Source organism: Phytoactinopolyspora halophila (assembly GCF_003287285.1).
GTDB classification, from domain to species: Bacteria; Actinomycetota; Actinomycetes; order Jiangellales; family Jiangellaceae; genus Phytoactinopolyspora_A; species Phytoactinopolyspora_A halophila.
In genome coordinates this window covers 345,371-360,475 of sequence record NZ_QMIG01000001.1, presented here as the reverse complement: position 1 = coordinate 360,475, position 15,105 = coordinate 345,371, and the positions used below count along the sequence as shown (strand labels likewise).

Genomic DNA, 15,105 nt, shown 5'->3' with positions numbered 1-15,105 from the left:
AGCATCGCATTCCCCGTTCACCCACCACGACGGGGCGATGTGCCCGTTATGACGCGGCTGTGCCGAGTTTTTCCGTCCGATTGCCGGCAACGAGTCGCAGCCGCCCGGTTAGGGCAGGCCGGTGAGGGGTTTCGAGCTCAGCCGCGCGAGTACCTCGTCGTGTAGCCGCCCGTTGGTGGCCAGGGCGTTGCTGCCCTGCGGTGCCGGTCCTCCCGTGAGGTCGGTGAACCGCCCTCCGGCTTCCTCGACGATGGGAACCAACGCGGCGAGATCGTACAGCTCGAGCTCCGGTTCGACGGCGACGTCGACGGCCCCCTCGGCCACGAGCATGTAGGACCAGAAATCGCCGTATGCCCGGGTGCGCCAGCAGGCCCGGGTCAGATCCAGGAATGTCGGCAGGAGGCCGTGTCTCTCCCACTCGGCGAGATCGGAGTACGAGAGCGAGGCCGTGTCGAGCGTGGCGGCATCGGACACCTGGCAGCGTGTTGCCGAAGACAGCGAGCGCCCCGTCCACGCGCCGGCGCCGCGTGCCGCCCACCAGCGCCGGTTCAGTGCGGGAGCCGACACCACGCCGGCGAGCACGTCGTCGTCGACCATGAGAGCGATTAGCGTGGCCCACACGGGAACGCCGCGCACGAAGTTCTTCGTCCCGTCGATCGGGTCGATGACCCACCGCCGGTGGTGGTAGCCGTCCGTGCCGAATTCCTCACCGAGAACGCCATCGCGGGGGCGGGCGCGGCCGAGAGTCCGGCGAATCGCCTCCTCGGCGGCGCGATCCGCCTCGGTGACGGGTGTGCTGTCCGCCTTCGTGTCGACGACGAGCTGATCGGCCCGGAAACGAGACAGCGTCTGGGCGTCCGCGTCGTCGGCGAGGACGTGTGCGAATCGGAGATCGTCATCATGGCTCACCGGACAGAATCTACCGGTGTGACCGTACTCATCGGGGCCTTTGGTGCCGTCTTTTTCTCGACGCGCGATTCGTGAGCCCTGACATGCATTGGGCAACCGTGACCCGTAACATGTCTTCTCGAGCCTCAACACGTCTGCAGCCGTGTCACGGCTCGAGGAAACGTACCAAACATGATCATTCCGCGTAGGGAGCTCAGTCGCCTGACTGGCGTTCCCGGCTGGCCAGGAGGCGCCGGTAGGATTCCACCCGTTCTCCGTCAAGCCGGCGTTCGGCCACAGCGTCGTCCAGAGCGCACTCGGATTCGGCGGAGGAGTGTGTGCAGCCGCGGGGACACCGTTCCGTCTCGGCGGCCAGATCGGGAAAGGCCTCGATGAATGCCCCGGGATCGACGTGTGCCAACCCGAACGATCGGATTCCGGGCGTGTCAATAACCCAGCCGCCCTGGGGCAGCTGCAGGGCGACCGCGCTGCTCGACGTATGCCGACCCCGGCCGGTGACCACGTTGACCTCGCCGATGGCCCGATCCGATCCCGGTACGAGGGAATTCACCAGCGTGGACTTGCCGACGCCGGAGTGCCCGACCAGCACTGTCGTCCGATCGCGCAACGTCCCCTGCAGCTCGGCGCGGGCATCGTCGTCGAGACTGGTCGCGACCGTCGGCACATCGAGTGGCGCGTACCTGCGGCGCAGCTCGGCCGGATCGCCGAGATCGGATTTGGTCAGGCACAGCAGCGGCGTCATGCCGGCGTCGTACGCGGCAACCAGGCAACGATCGATCAACCGTGGCCGGGGCTCCGGGTCGGCGATGGACGTCACGATCATGAGGTGGCTCGCGTTGGCCACGATGACCCGCTCGACCGGATCGTCGTCGTCGGCCGTCCGGCGCAACACCGACGTACGCGGGTGCACTCGCACGATCCGCGCCAGGCTGCCCTCCTGACCGGAGACGTCACCGACGAGATCGACCCGGTCTCCGACGACGACGGCCTTGCGCCCGAGTTCTCGCGCGGTGATGGCAACGACGATGCGTTCGTCGTCACCCACGACGCAGGTGTAGCGACCACGGTCGACAGCGGTCACCATGCCGGGCGTCGCGTTGCGGTGTGCGGGCCGCATCTTGCTACGTGGACGAGAGCCACGACCAGGGCGGACCCGGACGTCGCTTTCGTCGTAGGACGCCGGAGACCGCCGCTTCGTCACGCCGCGCGCTCCATACCCGTCATCGAAACCCACATGTCCGGAAACTCCGGGAGGGTTTTCGCCGTCGTTGCGATGTTCTCCACCTGTATCCCAGGAACGGTCAGGCCCAGCAACGCACCAGCTTGCGCCATTCGGTGATCGTCATAGGTGTGGAAGACACCGCCGTGCAGTGGCCGGGGCCGGATCATCAGCCCGTCGCTGGTTTCGGTGACATCGCCTCCCAAGCTGACGATCTCGCGGGCGAGCGCGGCCAGGCGGTCAGTCTCGTGGCCGCGCAGGTGCGCGATACCGCGAAGGTGCGAGTCGGTGTCGGCGAACGCCGCCAGCACGGCAAGCACCGGTGTGAGCTCGCCGACGTCGTGCAGGTCGGCGTCGATCCCGTGGATCGTGCCCGTGCCGGACACGGTGAGCCCGTCGTCAAGGACGCAGGTGGCACCCATCCGGGTGAGGAGGTCGCGCAGCTGATCCCCGGGTTGAGTGGTGGACGTGGGCCAGCCGGGTACGCGTATCTCGCCGCCGGTGATCATGGCCGCCCCGAGGAACGGTGCCGCGTTGGACAGGTCTGGCTCGACGTCCGTGTCGATCCCGGCGATTGGCCCCGGCCGTACCCGCCAGGTGTCGGCCCGCGTGTCGTCGACCACGACGCCCCGCTCGCGCAGCATCGCCACGGTCATCCTGATGTGCGGGATCGATGGAATCGGCGCGCCGGTGTGCTCGACGGTGATGCCCTGTTCGTATCGCGCTGCGGCCAGGAGAAGGCCGCTGACGAACTGCGACGACGCCGAGGCATCGATGCGCACACCGCCACCGGCTACCGTGCCGGTGCCGCGGATGGTGAACGGCAGCCGGCCGCGGTCCGCGGTGTCGTCGATGGCGACGCCCAGCGCGCGCAACGCGTGAAGCACGGCGTCCATCGGCCGCTTGCGGGCATGCGGATCACCGTCGAACAGGACGTCCCCCCGGGCGAGGGCGGCCACGGGAGGCACGAAGCGCATGACGGTACCCGCGAGCCCGCAGTCGATGTAGCCACCGGCGTCCAGGGTGGCGGGTGTGACGCGCCACCCATCGGTGCTCTCGTCGATCCCGGCTCCGAGCGTCCGCAGCGCGCCGGCCATGAGGTGCGTGTCGCGCGCGACGAGCGGGCCACGCACCGTGGATGGCTCGGTGGCCAGCGCGGCGAGAATCAGCGCACGATTCGTGGCGGACTTGGAGCCGGGCAGCGTGATGGCCGCGTCGACCGGACGGGAGGCAGTGGGCGCGGGCCAGAGCTGCGCATGCGATTCTGTCATCGCTTCCCCAGCTTACCGCTGTCGCCGCCCACGCCCCGAGATCCGCATGCCGGCGGCCGTGTCCGCCGCTCAGAACGTGTCGGCGTCGACCCAGTCGAAGGTCTTGGTGACGGCCTTCTTCCACAGCCGGTATTGCCGCTCGCGCTCGGCTTCGTCCATGGCCGGGTCCCATTGCTTGTCCTGGGCCCAGTTGTTTCGGATCTCGTCCTCGCTCTCCCAGAAACCCACGGCCAAGCCGGCGGCGTAGGCGGCGCCCAGCGCCGTCGTCTCCGCGACCACGGGCCGGATCACCGGCACGCCGAGGATGTCGGCCTGGAACTGCATGAGCAGTTCGTTGCCGACCATGCCGCCGTCCACCTTCAACGACTTGAGCGGCACGCCCGAGTCGGCGTCCATCGCGTCGATGACCTCACGAGACTGGAACGCCGTGGCTTGCAGGACCGCGTGGGCCAGGTGGCCCCTGGTGACGTAACGGGTCAACCCGACGATCGCGCCCCGGGCATCCGAGCGCCAGTACGGCGCGAACAGGCCGGAGAACGCGGGGACGAAGTAAACGCCGCCGTTGTCGTCGACGCTGTGCGCCAGCTGTTCCACCTCGGGGGCGCTGTCGATCAGGCCGAGATTGTCGCGCAGCCACTGCACCAGAGAGCCGGTCACGGCGATGGACCCTTCGAGCGCGTACACGGCATCCTGCTCGCCGATCTTGTAGCACACGGTGGTGAGGAGGCCGTTCTCGCTCATGACCTTCTCGGTTCCGGTGTTGAGCAGCACGAAGTTTCCGGTTCCGTACGTGTTCTTCGCCTCACCGACGGACAGGCAGGCCTGGCCGAACGTCGCGGCTTGCTGGTCACCCAAGATGCCGGCGAGCGGCAGCCCCGCCAGCGCCCCGCGGGCGCCGATGTGCGCGTAGACCTCCGACGACGACCGGATCTCGGGCAACATCGACATGGGAATTCCCATGTCGGTCGCGTTCTGTTCGTTCCACTCCAGCGTGTCGAGATCCATCAGCAGGGTGCGCGACGCGTTGGTGGGATCGGTGACGTGCACGCCGCCGTCGGGGCCGCCGGTGGCGTTCCACAGCAGCCAGGTGTCGATGGTGCCGAACGCCAGCTCGCCGGCGTCTGCCTTGGCACGCGCTCCCTCGACGTTGTCGAGGATCCACTTCGCTTTCGGCCCGGAGAAGTACGTGGCCAGCGGGAGGCCCGTCGCGGCGTGGTAGCGCATCTGCCCGCCACCGAGCCCGGCCAGCTCCTCGGTGATGGCATCGGTGCGGGTGTCCTGCCACACGATCGCGTTGTAGACCGGCTTGCCCGTGGTGCGGTCCCACACGACGGTGGTCTCACGCTGGTTGGTGATACCCACCGCGACGACGTCGTCGGTGACCAGGTCCGCCTTGGCCAGGGCGCCGGCGCAGACCTCGCGGGTGTTGCGCCAGATCTCCTCGGGATCGTGCTCGACCCAGCCGGCGCGAGGAAAGATCTGCTCGTGTTCACGCTGGTCCACCGAGATCACGTTGCCGCCGTGATCGAAGATCATGCATCGGGTGGACGTGGTGCCTTGGTCGATTGCTGCGATGTAGCGGGCCATCGATGCTCCTTTTCGAAGGTCGGCGGCAAGAGTCTGGCTGGCGTGTCCCGGGCCTTTCGTCACCCGTAGACGGCGCCACCAGCGAGTCCAGCGAGGATACCGCCGATAATCGGGCCGACGACGGGTACCCATGCGTACGCCCAGTCATTGGGACCCTTGCCCGGAATCGGCAACAGGGCATGGGCGATGCGCGGCCCCAGGTCACGCGCCGGATTGATCGCGTACCCCGTCGGGCCTCCGAGCGAGGTGCCGATAACGAGCACCAGCAGGCCGACAGCCAGCGGGCCGAGATCGATCGGGTGCGGGCCGAACGACAGCACCACGAACACCAGGACGAACGTGCCGACCACCTCGGTAACGACGTTCCACCCGTAGCTTCGTACTTCGGGACCGGTGGAGAAGACGGCGAGCTTGGTATCCGGTTCCTCTCCGGCGTCGAACTGCTTCTTGTACGCGAGGAAGACCACGGCTGCACCGGCGATCGCACCCGCGAACTCGCCCGTGAGGTACGCCGGAACGTCTGCCCACGCCGTGGTGCCTTCGGCGGCGAGCCCGAACGTGACCGCCGGATTGATGTGAGCTCCGGATTCGGCGGCGACGTACACGCCGGAGAACACGGCAAGGCCCCAGCCGACCGAGATCAGCAGCCAGCCACCACCGAACCCCTTGTTCTTCGGAAGAACGACGTTCGCGACGACTCCGCAGCCGAGGAGCACGAGCATTCCGGTGCCGAGGAACTCGGAGAGAACGATCTGGCCGAACGTGAGATCCATGGCGCGTCCCCTCTACGGGGCGGCCATGACGTCGTCGCACCGTCCCGGGCGCCATCGCCGCGGATGTCCGCGAAGATCGCGGGTCTGGTATGCCCGTGATCAACTAATGGTGGAAAACTACCGCCCGAATCGTTGCCTGTCTACGTGTTCGACGACGTAGCCGGGTAGCGTTGGCCCGGAAAGAAAGGTTTGACCTCGCGAGGAGGCGAGTGCGGCGTGGTCGGTGAGAGGGCACACGATTCGCTGAGCGGGCATGCTGGCCGGCTCAGCCCCGAGGGGCGAGAGCGAAGCTGGGAACGGCTCGGATCGGAGCACTTTGACGTCGTCGTCATCGGTGGTGGTGTCGTCGGAACCGGAGCCGCGCTCGACGCAGCCACTCGCGGGCTGAAGGTCGCTCTGGTCGAAGCGCGTGATTTCGCCGCCGGCACGTCCAGCCGCTCCAGCAAACTCTTCCACGGTGGCCTGCGTTACCTGGAGCAGTTCGAGTTCGGCCTGGTCCGGGAGGCGTTGCGGGAACGCGAGCTGATGCTGACCCGGCTGGCGCCGCACCTGGTGAAGCCGGTGAGCTTTCTCTACCCGTTGACTCACCGGATCTGGGAGCGGCCGTATACGGCGAGCGGCTTGCTGCTCTACGACACCATGGGCGGCGCGCGGTCGGTGCCCGGCCAGAGACATCTGACGAAGTCCGGTGCGCTTCGGCTCGTGCCGGGATTGCGTCACGACGCCCTGGTGGGCGGGGTCCGCTACTATGACGCCCTGGCCGACGACGCGCGCCACACGCTCACCGTGGCGCGCACGGCGGCCCACTACGGTGCGGTGGTGCAGGCTTCCACACAGGTGGTCGGCTTTCTCCGGGAGGCGGACCGGATCAGCGGAGTCCGCGTGCGGGATGTGGAAAGTGCTGCTGAGCAGGACGTCACCTGCGATGTCGTGATCAATTGCACGGGTGTGTGGACGGACGAGATGCAGCGGCTGGCGGGTACCCGGGGACGGTTCCGGGTCCGGGCCAGCAAGGGCGTGCACATCGTGGTCCCGCGCGATCGGATCGCGGCCGAATCCGGGCTGATCCTGCGCACCGAGAAGTCCGTGCTGTTCGTCATCCCGTGGCGCAGCCACTGGATCATCGGTACCACGGACACCGACTGGACGTACGATCTCGCTCACCCCGCGGCCACTCGCGCCGACATCGACTACATCCTCGACCACATCAATGCGGTTCTGGCGACGCCGCTGACGCATGACGACATCGAGGGCGTCTACGCCGGTCTACGCCCCCTGCTGGCGGGAGAGAGCGACGAATCGTCCAAGTTGTCGCGCGAGCACGCGGTAGCGCGGCCCGCTCCCGGAATGGTGGCCATCGCCGGTGGCAAATACACCACCTATCGGGTGATGGCAGCCGACGCCATCGACGCGGCTGCCGAGGATCTTCGCAGTCGAACAGCGCCATCGATCACGGATCGGGTTCCGCTGCTCGGTGCTGATGGGTACTACGCCCTCGTGAACCAGGTGGACCGGCTCGGGGCGCAATATGGCCTGCACCCGCATCGGGTGCGCCACCTGCTGGATCGCTACGGCTCGATGGTGCACGAGGTCCTGGGCTTGGCGGTGGAACGCCCGGAGCTGCTGGAACCGGTGCCGGGCGCCCCGGACTACCTCAAGGTGGAAATCGCCTATGGCGTCTCGGACGAGGGCGCACTGCACCTGGATGACATGTTGACCCGGCGCACGCGCATCTCGATCGAATATCCGCACCGTGGCCTGGACTGCGCCGAGCCGGTCGCGCGGCTGATGGCGGAGACCCTGGGCTGGGACGAGAAGCGAGTCGCCCAGGAGATCGACGTCTATTCCGAGCGCGTGACTGCCGAACGAAACTCGCAGACCAAGGAGGACGACCAGGCCGCCGACGAGGTGCGCTCGGCCGCATCCGAACCCCGGCCCCTGGTTGCCGAGCCGGTCAGCTAGTACACCAGGCCGTCGTCGGTGATCGTCAACGATCGCCGATATGGATGCGTGCATCATCGTCGATGATCATGTGAGCGTCGCGGTGCGGCCGCCTCGTGCACGGCCACCTCGTCGTGCACGGCCGCCTCGTGCGCGGGCATCTGGTGTGCGGCGCGCCAGCGCGGGAGATGACCGGCTGGCGCCGGTCGTGAACATGTACACCGCTGCCGCGCAGATCGCGAATCCGAGTGCTCCCCGTAACGCAAGCCCTTCTCCGAACATGATCCATGCCCAGACGAGCGTCGTGGGCGGGGTGAGATAGAGCAGGATGCTGACGTGGGTGGCCCCGCGGCGACGTGCGACCGTGAAGTACGCCCCGTAGCCGCCGAATCCGGACAGCACCGTGACCCAGGCGACCGCCCACCAGAAGCCAGGTGTGGCCGGTGGGGCGAGCTCGCCGAACACGGCAGTGCCGCCGACTACCAGGAGAGCCGCGGCGCTGATGTGAATCGTCAGGGCCTCGACCGTCGACCCAGCCGGACGCCACCGGCGGTCCAGGACGGTTCCGGCAGACAGCGCGAGCATCGAGCCCAGGGGCAGGAGGTAGGCCCACCAGGAGGCGGATGCTACGTGGAGGTCGTCGGCGACGACGAGACCGACGCCGGCGACACCGAGCCAGAGCGCCAGGCGCTGCATGGTTGAGATGCGCTGCCCGAGCAGCACGCTGGCAACGTTGGCCACGACGAGGGGCTGCAATGCGGCGATCAACGCTGCCGTCCCCGTTGGGACGCCGGCGGAGGCACCGGCGAAGACGCCGCCGAGGAACAGCGCATGCGCCAGGATGCCCACGGTGGCGTGCTGCGCCAGAACCCGGGGGCGCAGGACGTGATGCGCCGTGCCGCCGGTCTCGCCAGCTTTGCTGGGCTGTCGCTGGCCGGCACGGTGGGCGCGGAAGGCGAACCAGGCCAGCAGGATGATGGCGGCGAGTCCCAGCCGCCATGCGAGCAGGGTGTCCGGTCCCGAGTGGTCGGCGCCGAGGCGAGCTCCGACGAAGCCCGAACTCCAGAAGATCACGAAAGCGGTAGCTGCGGCGGCATCGACGGGCGCGGACCGGGACGGAAATGGGTGTGTGGTCATAGAGCGATATAACCATACCGGTCTGTATACTGTCAGTGTACGTATGCGCCGAGGAGGCTGTGATGCCGGACACGTGGAATCGATCGACGGCAACTGGAAAGGCGTCGGGTGATGGGGCCGTGCCCGACTGGGCTCGCCTGACGCCGGCGGGAGAGCGCTTGCTGAATGCCGCCAGCGAACTCTTCTATCAGCAAGGGATCCACGCCGTGGGGGTCGACACCATCGCGGAGTCGGCGGGAACCACGAAGAAGACTCTTTACGATCGCTTCGGTTCGAAGGACTCGCTCGTCGCCATGTATCTCCAGCGTCGAGCCGAGCGATGGAAACGTTTCGTCGAGGACCACCTGAACGGTCAGGGGACCGAAACTGGCGAGGGGGAGGCAGCGGGCGATGCGAGGCGCGTCGCAGGTGAAGATCCCCCGGACGGGGCGGTGGAGCGGGTGCTAAAGGTCCTCGAAGCCCTCGAGGTGTGGAGCGCGCACCATAGCCGCGGATGCGCTTTCGTCAATGCCTACGCGGAGATAGGCGGAACCGGCCACCCGGGATTGGCAATCATCCGGGACGAGAAGGAATGGACTCGCGCGCTGTACGCCCGCCTTCTCCGGGAAGCAGGTCTCGACGACACGACGGCGCAGGCCATCGGCGTGCAGCTGAGCCTTCTGCACGAGGGAACGGTAGTGGTGATGACTGCTGGTGACCAGCCTGATGTCTTCGAGCATGCCCGCGTTGCTGCCCGGCAGCTGATCGCCGCAGCCACCCTCCCCATGATCATGAACACCTATGCCTTCCATATGGCCGGCAAGTCTTCATGATCATGGGGAGGGGGAGGGAGAGTCAGGACGGCCGGGCGTCCTTGGCGGCTTTCCTCGCCTTGCGCGTGCCGGACTTCGTGACCTTGCGCGCCTTGCCCGCGGCTTGCCGGGCGCGCCAGCTGATTCCGGGCTTGCCCTCGGTGTCGACGCTCGCCAGGAGCAGCCCGCCGGCGAGGCCGGCGTTCTTGAGAGCGTGAACCCGCTGCTCGTTGCGCTGCTCGGGATCCTCGGTCTCCCAGAAGGCGTGGTTGGCCAGCGTCGAAGGAACCAGCGTGCCGGCGAGCACGAGAGCGGCGAGCCGCGGGCACTTGCCGGTAGCCAGCGCGAGACCGGCGCCGAACTGGGTCACGGCGTTGGCCCGCACGAGCTGCCGGGGCTCGGTCGGGACGTCGGGCGCATGGCGTTCCACCATGGGGCCGAAGCGTTCGACGACCGACTTCGCACCGGGGACCAGCGGATCGGGGTCGCGGAAATTCTTCACGCCCTGGACGACGAAGATGGACGCCAGCATCGGACGTGCGATCAGACGGACGAGGCTCATACCTCCTCCTTACCACGAATCCGGGCCAGATGGGGCCGTCGTCGGGGTTGCACGATAGAAAAGACGCATGTGCGGGCGCTACGTCGTGAGCCAGAGTGCTGATGATCTTGCTGACGAGTTCGGCGTGGACCGTATCGCGGTGCGCGAACGGCTCGAACCGGACTGGAATGTCGCACCCAGCAAACAGGTCTATGCGGTGCTCACACGCCCTCCCCGGGACGCGCCGGGCGATGCGGGCGAGCGGCGCCTGGTCACGGTCCGCTGGGGGCTCATCCCGTCGTGGTCCAAGGACCTGTCGATCGGCAACAAGCTGATCAATGCCCGCGCTGAGAGCGTTGCCGAGAAGCCGGCCTTCCGCCGTGCGTTCGCGTCGAGACGTTGCCTCTTGCCAGCGGACGGGTTCTACGAGTGGCGTGGCGAGAAGAAGGGTGCCCGGCAGCCTTTCTACATCCGGCCGCGTGCCGGATCGCTCGCGATGGCCGGTCTCTACGAGATCTGGCGCGATCCCACTCGCCCCGACGATGACCCGGAGGCATTCGTGTGGTCCACCGTCGTACTCACGACGCAGGCGGTCGACGAGCTGGGTGAGATCCACGACCGGATGCCCATGCTCGTGGGGCGGGACAGCTGGTCCGCGTGGCTCGACCCGGCGAACCAGAACGCCTCTGACCTGCAGACGATGCTGACCCCCGCCGTTCCTGGCGTGCTCGATGCATACCCCGTGTCCAAGGAGGTCAACAAGGTCACCAACAACGGTCCGCAGCTCGTCGAGCCGGTGACGCTGTGATGGCGAGCACGGCTTCGAGAACGGTATCGACACCTGACGGGCCGGGACGCCTGTGGATCGATGACGCCGACGATCCGCGGCTGCGGCTGGTCCTCGGTCACGGAGCGGGCGGTGGAGTCGATGCACGCGATCTGACAGCGCTGGCAGCGGCGCTGCCAGCGGTGGGCATCAGCGTGGTGCGAGTCGAGCAGCCCTGGCATGTCGCCGGCAAGCGTCTTGCTCCCCGCCCCGACACGCTCGATCGGGCATGGCTGGCCGCGCTCGAGGCCGTTCCGGGGGATGTGCCGATCATCGCGGGAGGCCGTAGTGCGGGCGCCCGTGTCGCCTGCCGGACCGCGCGATCGGTGGGAGCAGTTGCCGTCGTAGCGCTGGCCTTTCCGTTGCACCCGCCGGGCAAGCCCGAACGCTCCCGTGCCGCAGAGCTGCTTGGAGCTGGCGTACCCACGCTCGTGGTTCAGGGCGCACGAGACACGTTCGGGCGTCCGGACGAGTTTCCCGCCGACGCCCCGGGTGGACATGGCCCGGCCGATGACGGGAGCGCGACGAGCGAGGCGAGCGTGCCGTCGGTGGTCGAGGTTCCCGGAGCCGATCACGGCATGGCCGTGAGCAAGGCATACGACCAGGACAAGGCGTTGGCGATGGTTGCCGGGACGGTTCGGGAATTCGTGGAACCGTTCGCTGGTTGACCTGTCAGATGGCCATGCACGGGTATGGCCGCACAGTTGCCAACGAAAGCCGGAGGGTCAGCCCTGTGAGTGGTACGGCATGCCTTGAAGCGCCCGGCTCGACATCGACTGTATCGCCGGTGTCGGCGTCGCTGTCGTCGTCCGTGTCTTCGGCGTCGGCGACGTCGTCAGCCGTGTCGTCGATGCCGCCGGTGTCGACCGCCGGTTGGGACTGGACGGCGACGTCGGGTGGCTCGAAGGTAGCATCGGTCGCGATGCCCGGGACAGAAACTGCCGATGAGCGTGCGCAGCGTTTCGAACGCGATGCGTTGCCCTTCCTCGACCAGTTGTATTCGGCCGCGTTGCGGATGACGCGTAATGCGAGCGACGCCGAAGACCTGGTGCAGGAGACGTTTACCAAGGCGTACGCATCGTTTCACCAGTTCAAGGAAGGAACGAACCTCAAGGCGTGGCTGTACCGGATCCTGACGAACACGTTCATCAACTCGTATCGAAAGAAGCAGCGAGAGCCGCAGCAGAGCAACGCCGAAGAGATCGAAGATTGGCAGATGGCGCGCGCTGAGGCGCATTCCTCGAAGGGGTTGCTTTCTGCCGAAGCCGAGGCTCTTGCCCATCTACCGGATTCCGATGTCAAGGAAGCTCTACAGGAGATACCCGAAGATTTCCGCATCGCGGTGTATCTTGCCGATGTCGAGGGCTTTCCGTACAAGGAGATCGCCGAGATCATGGGGACGCCCATCGGTACGGTCATGTCCCGGCTGCACCGTGGGCGGCGCCAGCTCCGTGAGCTCTTGGAAGACTACGCCCGTGAACGTGGCGTGATCCCGGCGGGCGACAGCGGACCAGGGGGTGCACGAGTGTCATGAGTTGCGACGATGATGACGTCGACTGTGCCGAGGTCTTGGATCGCGTCTATGCGTTTCTTGACCGGGAGATGGACAGCGACGGCACGCTGACATACGAAGAGATCGAGGCGCATCTGCACGATTGCGGTGGCTGCCTGTCGAAGTACGATCTCGAACGTGCCATCCGGGCGCTGGTGGCCCGGTCCTGTGGTTGTGACCATGCACCTGACGAGCTGCGGATGAAGGTATTGACCCGGATCCGCGAAGCCCGGGTGCAGGCGAGCGACTGGTAACGATTCCGCTGGTCATCAAGGATCCGGCCGGTCCTGGTATCGACCCTCCTTGATGATCACGAGGCGGGGGATAGCATCGGGGCATGGCTGCCCGCGCGATCGCCCCGTCCGAGCGGGTGCTCGTGCCGTCCGGCCCGATGTATCGCCGCCTGGTGGGCAGTACTCCCGTCCTGCTGGGCGCACTGGCGGCCCTGCTCGTCGCGCGCAGCGGCCTGGTCGGTCTCATGGCGGCCAGCATCGTCGCGCTCACGCTGGCCGGCGTCGCGCAGTTCCTCCGCAGGGAGCGCATCGTTGTCACCCCCACACACATCCGGAGCGTGCGTCCCATCGGCTGGCCCCGCAAACGGGCACGGGATGACATCGCGATCGCGGTCAGCGTGCGCGTGGCACCGGCTTCGGGTCGGCGGGCGCACCGCAACCTCTTCCTGCTCGACGGCCGGGATCGGCTGATTGCCCGGCTGAAGGGTCCCCGGTGGACACCGGAGGACATGCGGCAACTGCTCGGGTGGCTCGGAGTGCAGCCACATGAACTCGAACACGCTGTGACGGCCCGCAAGCTCGGCCGGAGGTTCCCCCGGGCGGTGCCGATCTCCGAACGCTATCCCTTCGCGTACGGGGTGACGGTCGGTGCAGTGCTCGCGGGGGCTATCGTTGCCGCCTCGTTGCTCGTGGACTAGCTGGCACCCCGGGTGTGGCCCATGCAACGCCCTCCCTGGCGTGTCAGATCACGTCGCGGCGGGTGGTGAGCAACGTGCCAGCCAGCGCGAGCACGCACGCGTAGCCGGCAAGCATTGCCCCGCCCTGCCACGCGTCGAGAAACTCGCGGTTCTCGAGAACCGAACCCACGAGAGCACTGGTGGCTGGACCGGGGAGGTAGAGCGTCCAATCGTGCAGGGCAGGAACCTCGGTCACGATGGGTTCGGCGATGAACCGGTAGATCAGGAGCCCCACAACCGTGGCCACCTGCTCGCGCAGTAGTGCGCCGAGCGCCACGCCGAGCACGCCGAATGCGAGCCCTGCGGCCACAATCCCGGCGAAGGTGGCTGGCATCCCGGGCCCGAGGATGTCGAAGTCGATATCCATGCTGGCCAGCAGCGGGATTCCGAGCGCTACCGTCGTGCCCAGGCAAGCTGCGGCATATGCGGCGCCTACCGCCGCATACAGGATGAGCTTGGCGACGACGACCTTGACGCGGCGTGGTGTGGCAAGGAATGTCGTGGTTGCCGTCCGATGCCGGAACTCGCCGGTGATTCCGATAGCGGCCAGGACGGCCGCGAACGTGGTCGCGGGCTGGGCGGCCGTCGCGACGTGTAGCCGCTGCCCTTCCGGAGTGGACAGATGCGGGGCGAAGTTCTCCGGGTCGTCGGTGAAGGCGATATTGAGGCTCGCGTACAACGCGGTCAGCGTCACAGCGCCGAGAAGCAGCCACAACCATAGCCGGGTTGTGACGAGCTTGCGAAGCTCTCCTCGCAGAAGGCGCCCCATGTCACAACCCTCCCGATGTCAACGCGAAGAAGGCACGCTCGAGACTGTCGTAACCTCGGGTCAGCTCGTCGAGCGAGCCGTGCAGCAGCAGCCGGCCGTCCTGAAGGATGACGACGTCATCCACCAATTGCTGGGCTTCCCACAGCACGTGGCTGGAGATCAGGATGGCCTTGCCGGCGTCTGCCATGCTCCGCAAGAGCGTGCGCAGCCATGCGATTCCGGACGGATCGAGGCCGTTGGCCGGCTCGTCGAGCACGAGCGCATCCGGGTCACCAAGTAACGCCGTGGCGAGGGCCAGGCGTTGGCGCATACCGAGCGAGTACCCCTTGACCGGCCTGCGGCCGGCGTGCGTGAGATCGACTAGATCGAGCAACTCGTCGGCACGCTGGTCGGGATACCCGTTGACGGCGCAGTAGACGCGCAGGTGGTTACGACCGCTTCGGTTCGGGTGGAAGCCCGTCGTGTCGAGAGCGGCGCCGACGGTATCGCTGGGCGCGGGCAGATCGATGTACGGATGACCGCCAATGGTGACGCTCCCGGCATCAGGGGTCACGAGACCGAGCACCATGCGTAACGCGGTGGTCTTGCCCGCGCCATTGGGCCCCAGGAAGCCGGTGACCGACCCGGGTTCGACGACGAAGTCCAAGCCGTCCACGGCGCGTAGCGTGCCGAATGCCTTCGTCAGCCCGGATACGGCAATCCTGCCTGGATGTGTGGTCATTACCCGACCCTTCGGTGGCACTGATGTTCACGACGCATGCCTGCTCCATCCGTTTATGTTAACTAATTCATGTACATTAGAGTGTAAACATCTTGGGA

At 67.1% G+C, this 15,105-nt stretch carries 16 protein-coding genes; 7 read left to right on the top strand and 9 right to left on the bottom strand.

Features of this window, described 5'->3' with window-relative positions; genetic code table 11:
- Positions 1 to 108: 108 nt before the first annotated feature.
- The 5 genes from hisN to DPM12_RS01615 all read right to left on the bottom strand — a co-directional run bounded on the left by hisN (position 109) and on the right by DPM12_RS01615 (position 5,759).
- Positions 109 to 909, bottom strand: coding sequence for a histidinol-phosphatase (gene hisN / locus DPM12_RS01635; protein WP_112256502.1), 801 nt, complete (start codon positions 907 to 909; stop codon positions 109 to 111).
- A gap of 193 nt (positions 910 to 1,102) precedes the next feature.
- On the bottom strand, positions 1,103 to 2,110 hold the full coding sequence (gene rsgA / locus DPM12_RS01630) for a ribosome small subunit-dependent GTPase A (protein WP_211658206.1): 1,008 nt from the start codon (positions 2,108 to 2,110) through the stop codon (positions 1,103 to 1,105).
- Positions 2,107 to 3,399, bottom strand: coding sequence for a 3-phosphoshikimate 1-carboxyvinyltransferase (gene aroA / locus DPM12_RS01625; protein WP_112256501.1), 1,293 nt, complete (start codon positions 3,397 to 3,399; stop codon positions 2,107 to 2,109). Before aroA ends, rsgA begins: the two co-directional genes overlap by 4 nt.
- 69 nt (positions 3,400 to 3,468) lie before the next feature.
- Positions 3,469 to 4,986, bottom strand: coding sequence for a glycerol kinase GlpK (gene glpK / locus DPM12_RS01620; RefSeq protein ID WP_112256500.1), 1,518 nt, complete (start codon positions 4,984 to 4,986; stop codon positions 3,469 to 3,471).
- A gap of 59 nt (positions 4,987 to 5,045) precedes the next feature.
- Complete coding sequence (locus DPM12_RS01615; protein WP_112256499.1) at positions 5,046 to 5,759, bottom strand: MIP/aquaporin family protein; 714 nt, start codon at positions 5,757 to 5,759, stop codon at positions 5,046 to 5,048.
- A gap of 216 nt (positions 5,760 to 5,975) precedes the next feature.
- Here DPM12_RS01615 and DPM12_RS01610 point away from each other — a divergent pair, with 216 nt between their 5' ends.
- Positions 5,976 to 7,721 (top strand): glycerol-3-phosphate dehydrogenase/oxidase, encoded by a 1,746-nt coding sequence (locus DPM12_RS01610; RefSeq protein WP_164465272.1) that lies wholly within the window; start codon positions 5,976 to 5,978, stop codon positions 7,719 to 7,721.
- A 66-nt stretch (positions 7,722 to 7,787) separates the two neighbouring features.
- On the opposite strand, the gene DPM12_RS01605 is transcribed toward DPM12_RS01610, so the two are convergent.
- Positions 7,788 to 8,837 (bottom strand): DMT family transporter, encoded by a 1,050-nt coding sequence (locus DPM12_RS01605; protein ID WP_112256498.1) that lies wholly within the window; start codon positions 8,835 to 8,837, stop codon positions 7,788 to 7,790.
- A 62-nt stretch (positions 8,838 to 8,899) separates the two neighbouring features.
- Between DPM12_RS01605 and DPM12_RS01600 the strand changes: the two genes are divergently transcribed.
- Complete coding sequence (locus DPM12_RS01600; protein ID WP_112256497.1) at positions 8,900 to 9,649, top strand: TetR/AcrR family transcriptional regulator; 750 nt, start codon at positions 8,900 to 8,902, stop codon at positions 9,647 to 9,649.
- Between the two features lie 22 nt (positions 9,650 to 9,671).
- On the opposite strand, the gene DPM12_RS01595 is transcribed toward DPM12_RS01600, so the two are convergent.
- Positions 9,672 to 10,190, bottom strand: coding sequence for a DoxX family protein (locus DPM12_RS01595; protein WP_112256496.1), 519 nt, complete (start codon positions 10,188 to 10,190; stop codon positions 9,672 to 9,674).
- Positions 10,191 to 10,257: 67 nt separating this feature from the next.
- Between DPM12_RS01595 and DPM12_RS01590 the strand changes: the two genes are divergently transcribed.
- The 5 genes from DPM12_RS01590 to DPM12_RS01570 all read left to right on the top strand — a co-directional run bounded on the left by DPM12_RS01590 (position 10,258) and on the right by DPM12_RS01570 (position 13,478).
- Complete coding sequence (locus DPM12_RS01590; protein WP_112256495.1) at positions 10,258 to 10,977, top strand: SOS response-associated peptidase; 720 nt, start codon at positions 10,258 to 10,260, stop codon at positions 10,975 to 10,977.
- Entirely contained in the window at positions 10,977 to 11,663 is a 687-nt protein-coding gene (locus DPM12_RS01585) for an alpha/beta hydrolase family protein (protein ID WP_164465273.1), read from the top strand. Before DPM12_RS01590 ends, DPM12_RS01585 begins: the two co-directional genes overlap by 1 nt.
- A 254-nt stretch (positions 11,664 to 11,917) precedes the next feature.
- Complete coding sequence (locus DPM12_RS01580; protein WP_211658204.1) at positions 11,918 to 12,529, top strand: sigma-70 family RNA polymerase sigma factor; 612 nt, start codon at positions 11,918 to 11,920, stop codon at positions 12,527 to 12,529.
- Positions 12,526 to 12,801, top strand: a complete 276-nt coding sequence (gene rsrA / locus DPM12_RS01575; protein WP_112256494.1) for a mycothiol system anti-sigma-R factor — start codon at positions 12,526 to 12,528, stop codon at positions 12,799 to 12,801. Before DPM12_RS01580 ends, rsrA begins: the two co-directional genes overlap by 4 nt.
- Positions 12,802 to 12,884: 83 nt before the next feature.
- Entirely contained in the window at positions 12,885 to 13,478 is a 594-nt protein-coding gene (locus DPM12_RS01570) for a hypothetical protein (RefSeq protein WP_112256493.1), read from the top strand.
- A 43-nt stretch (positions 13,479 to 13,521) separates the two neighbouring features.
- Here the strand turns inward: DPM12_RS01570 and DPM12_RS01565 are convergent, their stop codons facing one another.
- A complete protein-coding gene (locus DPM12_RS01565) occupies positions 13,522 to 14,286 on the bottom strand; it encodes a hypothetical protein (RefSeq protein ID WP_112256492.1) in 765 nt (254 codons plus the stop codon).
- A 1-nt stretch (position 14,287) separates the two neighbouring features.
- Positions 14,288 to 15,007 (bottom strand): ABC transporter ATP-binding protein, encoded by a 720-nt coding sequence (locus tag DPM12_RS01560; protein ID WP_112256491.1) that lies wholly within the window; start codon positions 15,005 to 15,007, stop codon positions 14,288 to 14,290.
- Between the last annotated feature and the right edge of the window lie 98 nt (positions 15,008 to 15,105).